Source organism: Rhodothermales bacterium (genome assembly GCA_013002345.1).
Classification (GTDB): Bacteria; Bacteroidota; Rhodothermia; order Rhodothermales; family JABDKH01; genus JABDKH01.
The window spans coordinates 1-6,277 of sequence record JABDKH010000111.1 but is presented as its reverse complement, the minus strand read 5'-3'; the positions used below and the strand labels follow the sequence as shown (position 1 = coordinate 6,277).

The following is a 6,277-nucleotide window of genomic DNA, read 5'->3' as shown; positions in this document are numbered from 1 at the left end:
GGTTCTCGTAGGCGCGTCGACTGATCGCTGGTTTCGGCCGATCGCCTGACGACTCTCTCGGAATGCACATCCTCTCATGAGGGTGTGCATTTTCGTGTTTTTCGCCCATTTTCGTGCGTTGACTAACATTTTGAGGTCTGAATTCGCGGACGGAATTGTCGCAAATACCCCCTGTGAGGCCTGTTCTGGCTCGGCGGGCCGGGCGCGACCTTCGAGATTGAAACCACCGCCGCCCGCGCCGATTGAAATAAAATCGAGCGCATCACGCAAATTCTCAGAACGTGAACGTTCCATATTTAGTAGATTTCGAACCCTATTCCGGGACTGACCCGGGACCAACAAATACCAGTGGTACACACGGATGGACGTCACCCAAAAGAAACCCTACGTCAAGCCGGACTTTGTAGAGTACGGGCGTATTGAGGATATCACCAGCACCAAGACCTGGCACGCAACGAACGACTGGCTCGGCGCCGTCATTGATCACTTCCTGCCGGGTGACCACCCCACGATTATAGGCGACGGGAGAGACTCGTTCTCGTAATCTCGCTCGACGAAATAGGTGATTGCGGACTGAATTGCAGTCCGCGCTGGAATGCACGTCCTCTCGCGGGGGTGTGCATTTCTGTGTTTTGACTGATCGCGGATCCCTGAGGGCCGCAGTGCAGTCCTGGTCGTTCAGAGGAATCTCACACCGACCCGGCAAAACGGCCCCCTTTTTGTTATGCTTCGTCCGATGCAGCAACACGTTCATCAACGGCGGCGCACTTGAGCAAAAAGGAACCACTAAAGCGACGACTTCGGCTGGTCGGGAAGGCACTCGGACTCGTATGGCAATCGGCTCCGCGCTGGACCGTCTCGTGGGCGATTCTCCTCGTCGTCCAGGGCGCGCTACCCGCAGTCACCGTATACGTGTCGAAGCTCCTCATCGATACCATGGTTGCAGGTCTCGATGACGGCGGTGCGACATGGGAGCTCCTGAAACCTGTAGCCGTTCTTGCGGGCGTCATGGGAGCGCTTCTGCTAGCGACCCACATTCTTTCGTCTATCCTGCGGTGGGTCCGCGTAGCACTCTCCGAGACCTTTCGTGACTACCTGAGAGGCAGGCTCCACGAGAAGGCAGTCGAGTTGGATCTTGAATTCTACGAGACGTCTGCCTACCACGACCGGCTGTATCGCGTAATGGGTGACGTTGCGCAGCGACCCGTCACCATGCTGGAGAGCCTCGGCTCGCTGGTCCAGAGCACCGTTACGATTCTTGGACTGGCGGTTCTCATTGTGACGTACGCCTGGTGGCTGCCGCTCCTACTTTTCGTCGGTGCGCTTCCTGCCCTGGCCGTCGCAATGCGGTTCAGTCGCCGCCGGCATGCGTGGTGGATGCGAAGGACGCAGGACGAACGATGGACGCAATACTACGAGACCGTCCTCACGCATAGCTCCATCGCCGCAGAGGTCAGGCTGTTCGATCTCGGGACGCATTTCAAGACGCTCTATCAGGAGCTGCGCGCACGCTTGCGCGACGAGCGCGTCGACCTCGAGCGAAAACACGTGCTGGAGAATATCGCGGCCGGGCTGCTCGCTCTCTTCATCACAGCTGGCGTCATGATCTGGATCACGCTTCGAGCGTTTCGAGGCGCCGCTACGCTGGGCGACATCGCATTGTTCTACCAGGCGTTCAGCAGGGGTCAGAATCTGATGCGCTCTATTCTCCTCAGCGTGAACCAGGTTTACGACAGCAGTCTGTTTGTGTCGGAGCTGTTCGACTTCTTCGCGCTCAAACCGATGGCGTCACCGGAACGAACTCCGAGCCAGGTTCGCAAGGTTCCGGGCAGCGTTGAGTTCGAGAACGTGTCATTCGCGTATCCGGCTTCGAACGATCTTTCCCTGAACGACGTCAGCGTAACGTTCAAACGGAACCAGACGGTCGCAATCGTCGGCGAGAACGGTGCAGGCAAGAGCACACTGCTCAAGCTCTTGTGCAGATTCTATGACCCGAAGGAGGGGCGTGTCCTTGTCGACGGTACCCCGCTCTCCCAGATTCCGCTGGAGGATGCTCGCCGACTCCTTACCGTTCTGTTCCAGTTTCCGGTCCAATACCATGCGAGCGCCGCACAGAACATAGCCTACGGCGAGGTGTCCGGCGAAATCGACTCCGCCCGAATTCGAGAGGCCGCGCGTCTGGCCGGTATCGACGAAAAGATCGAGAGCCTTCCAGCCGGCTACGAAACCCTGCTCGGCAAGTGGTTCGTCGATGGCCAGGAGCTGAGCGGCGGTGAATGGCAGCGGCTCGCTATGGCTCGCGCGTACTATCGCGACGCTCCGATCATCGTTCTGGACGAGCCCACGAGCATGCTGGATTCCTGGGCAGAAGCAGACTGGTTCGAGCGGTTTCGATCGCTCGCGCAGGATCGTATCGGGATTGTAATCACACACCGATTCACGATCGCCCGCAGGGCCGACGTCATCCACGTCATGCAGGCCGGCCGGATCGTCGAGTCCGGCTCGCACCAGGATTTGTTATCGCTCGGCGGCCTCTATGCAGCCTCGTGGCAACAGCAGGTTGAGGGTTCGCCGGATCATACATAGAGTCCGTGTAGCCAGCTCCCGGCGAGATATGCCAAAGTCGCCGCGGCACCCCCGGTCAGCAACGTCTCCAGGCCCGAAACGAACTTCGGCTGATGCGTCTGCTGACCCTTCGCGACACCTACGCCGAAAAACGCAAGAGCGGTGATCAATGCGCTGAAGCCGAACGCACTCTCGGGCGCAACAAGGACGACCAGGAATGGCAGGAGTGGAAGTAGCCCGACTGATCCGAATGCGATAAAGGTTGTTACAGCGGCCCGCAACGGATTCGCACCTTCGATCTGCAGACCCCATTCTTCGCGGATCATCGTGTCGACCCACACCTTACGATCGTTCGTGATCACGCCGACTACCTCTTCCAGAATCGGACCCTCGAATCCTTTCGCCGCGAAAATCTGACGAATCTCCTCGCGCTCACCTTCCGGTATCTCGTCGATGTGGTGCTCTTCGGTTGAGCGGACTCTGTTCAGCAGGTCTTGCTCGCTCTTCGTTCCCTGGTAATTACTGACGGCCATGGAGAATCCGTCGGCGAGGAGGTTTGCCACGCCAAGAACCGCGGCCACAACGTTCGGGAAACCGGCGCCGACGGCGCCCGCCACAACGGCAAACGTCGTCACGCATCCATCGATGGCTCCGAGAACGGCATCGCCAAGATAGCTGTGACGATATGCGTCCGACAATCGAGTACGAATGGCTTCGGGATGATGCTCGTCGTGAGTAGCGCTATGCAGAACCGACATGGCAATCAGGATTTGAAGGGAGATGATTCGTGGTACGTGAAGGGTGGCTTTGCTACCTTCTCGGTCTCGAATTGTGCGAGCCGCAGCCCGGCGTGCCTGCAACACGTATGTACTCTGAAGATAAGGTCGGATGGTTGACACTGGCTGTGTTCAGGCCGGGCGCCCGGAGTTCGGGTAGCGCGGTCGCGAGACATTTCATGCACCGATGCGGTCATAAGGCCGCCGCAAAGAACGGACTTATCGTTGTCCACGATTCCTGACATTTTCTTTGACCGTGCGGGGCGAACACCCGACGCACTTGCGCACGCGGTAAACACGAACTCGGATGGTGGCTTCACGTGGTCGAACTCGTCCTGGAAGGATTACGCGGATGCAGTTCGCCATGTGGCAGCCTCGCTCATCGCAGCAGGACTTCACCCGGGGGACCGGGTAGCGATTCTGGCATCGAATCGGCCGGAGTGGATTCATACGGATATGGCCGCCATGACAATCGGCGCCGTTCCGCTCGGCATCTACGCGACAGCGTCTCCGGAGCAGATGGAGTACCTGCTTCACCATTCCAGGGCTCGGCTTCTGGTAATTGAGACCGAGGAGCAGTACCAGAGAATCGCTGCTCACATCGAAAATCTGCCGGAGCTCGGGAGTATCGTCCTGATGCCGGGAAGCGAACCGCAGTCGACGGCCATTACGTCCTGGGATGAATTTCTGGATCGCGGTCGCGCGGTGCCGGCCGGCGATGTCGATCGACGACGTAGCGAGCTTCAGAGCGAGGATCTTGGATCGCTGGTGTACACGTCCGGCACCACGGGGCCGCCCAAGGCGGTCATGCTCTCGCATGGCAACCTCGTCGAGACCGCGCACATGGGGGCGCAGGCTATTGAAAGCCAGGACGGCGACCGAGCCCTCTCGTATCTGCCGCTGGCGCATGTGGCAGAGCGCGGTGTCAGTCTTCTGGGCCCGATCACGGCGGGATACGCTGTCTATTTTTGCAGCGACCTGGAAAATCTCCCACGGTACATGCGCAACGTGCGTCCCACGATATTTGTGGGTGTGCCTCGGCTCTGGGAAAAGATGTATGAGGTGATTCGATCGGGCCTCAACGACGCCCGGGGCCTCCGCCCGCGTCTCGCTCGATGGGCGCTCTCTGCAGAGGCTGTGGGGAACGGCAAGAGATCCGGCCTCCGCGGACTGGTCGCGAACTCGATCATCGCACCGTCCCTTCGGAAGAAGCTGGGGCTTGACAAAGCCCACACCGTCATCAGTGGATCGGCACCGATTTCTGCGGATCTCCTGATGTTTTTTGCCGGCATCGGGATCGAGATCCGGGAGATCTACGGGCTGAGCGAGTGCGGTGGACCGGCGGCTTTTTCGAGGCCCGGGCGCGTGCAATATGGCTATGTGGGAGAAGCCTTCGACGGTGTCGAACTGCGTGTCGCCGCCGACGGCGAAATCCTCATCCGTGGACCCAACGTGTTCCCGGGGTATCTGGACGATCCGGTATCGACCCGGGCTGCGCTCAAAGGCGGCTGGTTGTATTCGGGAGATCTGGGAGAGATCGACGAGTCAGGATCGCTTCGGATCACAGGTCGCAAGAAGGAAATGATAATTACGGCCGGGGGTAAGAACATTGCGCCGCGGCATCTCGAGAGTCTGCTGTCCGATCATACGCTGGTTCACGACGTCATGGTCATTGGTGATGGAAAGAAGTTTCTGACGGCTCTGTTCACGCTTAGCAAGAGTGGGATGGAGGTACTGACGTGGGACATGGATTCGGCGTGGAATTCGGCCGAGGCCCTCGAGGCCGCCGTGCGGGTGATCAAGGAGCATGTTGACGAAGTAAACGGGCAACTGGCACGTGCCGAGCAGATCAAGCGGTTCAGTATTTTGCCTGCGCCCTTTACGGAGGCCACCGGCGAACTGACCCCGACCCGCAAGATGCGTCGGTCCTACGTGTGCCAGAAATACAGCCATGTGATCGACGGCCTGTACTCGGAAAAGGTCGGTCGCCATACGAGTTATGTGTCGTATGATGCATGCGTCGACTAGCCAGACACGACGAGGTGTGAGGAATGATTGATGGTACGATCTGGATGCGGACCATGGGGCCCGAAGAGATCAATGCGTTCGCAGGCGAGTCGCTGGTCGGGCATCTGGATATCCGCTGTACCGAAGTGGGCGAAGAGTCCGTGACGGCGACCATGCCGGTGGATGAGCGCACGCGCCAGCCGTACGGCTTGCTGCACGGGGGTGCATCCGTTGCGCTCGCGGAGACACTCGCAAGCATCGCCGGGACGCTCGCTGTTCGGGAAGACCAGATGGTCGTCGGCGTCGAGATCAACGCCAACCATGTTCGCCAGGCGCGCTCGGGTATCGTTACCGGTCGGGCCCAGCCCGTTCATCTCGGGGGACGCATCCAGGTGTGGCATGTCGAAATCACTGACGACTCGGAGTCACTCGTGTGCATCAGCCGCGTGACGCTGGCCGTCCTTGACAGGCGCGACGAGAGAGAGTAGGAGGTCACGCATTGGCAGAGCACGAGAACAAGGCGCCGGGTGTGGATCGGCAGATGCAGATCTACATGAGCCGTCTGCAGGGGCAATCGGGAGCATTCCCGGTTTCGTATGCCGAGTTGCGGCAGGCTGCCCGGCAGAAGCTGACTGACGACGCATTCGGTTATCTGATCGGCGGGGCTGCGGACGGACAGGCGGTCGAGCAGAACGAGGCGGCGTTCGATACCTGGAACATCGTACCGCGTGTGCTCGGCGACGTCAACTCTTGTCGGCTTGGATCCAATCTTTTGGGACTGAGGATCAAGTCACCGATTCTGTTGGCACCCATAGGAGTACAGAATATTCTTCATTCAGAAGGTGAATTAGCCTCGAGCAAGGCAGCGGCGTCTCTGGCGATGCCGTTTGTGCTCAGCACAGTGTCTTCCTTTTCGATCGAGGCGGTCG

General features: G+C 59.4%; 6 protein-coding genes. 5 read left to right on the top strand and 1 reads right to left on the bottom strand.

Translation table 11 applies throughout. The annotated features are described in order from the left end of the window. The first annotated feature begins 361 nt into the window (after positions 1-361). Together HKN37_05605 and HKN37_05600 are read left to right on the top strand one after the other, a co-directional pair. Positions 362-544 carry a hypothetical protein gene (locus HKN37_05605; protein ID NNE46120.1) on the top strand — a complete coding sequence of 61 codons (183 nt, stop codon included), beginning with the start codon at positions 362-364 and terminating at the stop codon, positions 542-544. Between the two features lie 224 nt (positions 545-768). Then, positions 769-2,586: an ABC transporter ATP-binding protein gene (locus HKN37_05600; protein NNE46119.1), complete on the top strand. Its 1,818-nt coding sequence runs from the start codon at positions 769-771 to the stop codon at positions 2,584-2,586. Here the strand turns inward: HKN37_05600 and HKN37_05595 are convergent. Further along, on the bottom strand, positions 2,577-3,323 hold the full coding sequence (locus HKN37_05595) for a hypothetical protein (GenBank protein NNE46118.1): 747 nt from the start codon (positions 3,321-3,323) through the stop codon (positions 2,577-2,579). The genes HKN37_05600 and HKN37_05595 overlap by 10 nt on opposite strands. A 243-nt stretch (positions 3,324-3,566) precedes the next feature. Between HKN37_05595 and HKN37_05590 the strand changes: the two genes are divergently transcribed. From HKN37_05590 to HKN37_05580, 3 genes are all read left to right on the top strand, one after another. Continuing rightward, positions 3,567-5,369, top strand: coding sequence for a long-chain fatty acid--CoA ligase (locus tag HKN37_05590; GenBank protein NNE46117.1), 1,803 nt, complete (start codon positions 3,567-3,569; stop codon positions 5,367-5,369). Positions 5,370-5,392: 23 nt separating this feature from the next. Beyond that, a complete protein-coding gene (locus tag HKN37_05585; protein ID NNE46116.1) occupies positions 5,393-5,836 on the top strand; it encodes a hotdog fold thioesterase in 444 nt (147 codons plus the stop codon). Positions 5,837-5,847: 11 nt separating this feature from the next. After that, positions 5,848-6,277 (top strand): alpha-hydroxy-acid oxidizing protein (locus HKN37_05580; protein ID NNE46115.1); only part of this gene is annotated, 430 nt, incomplete at its 3' end.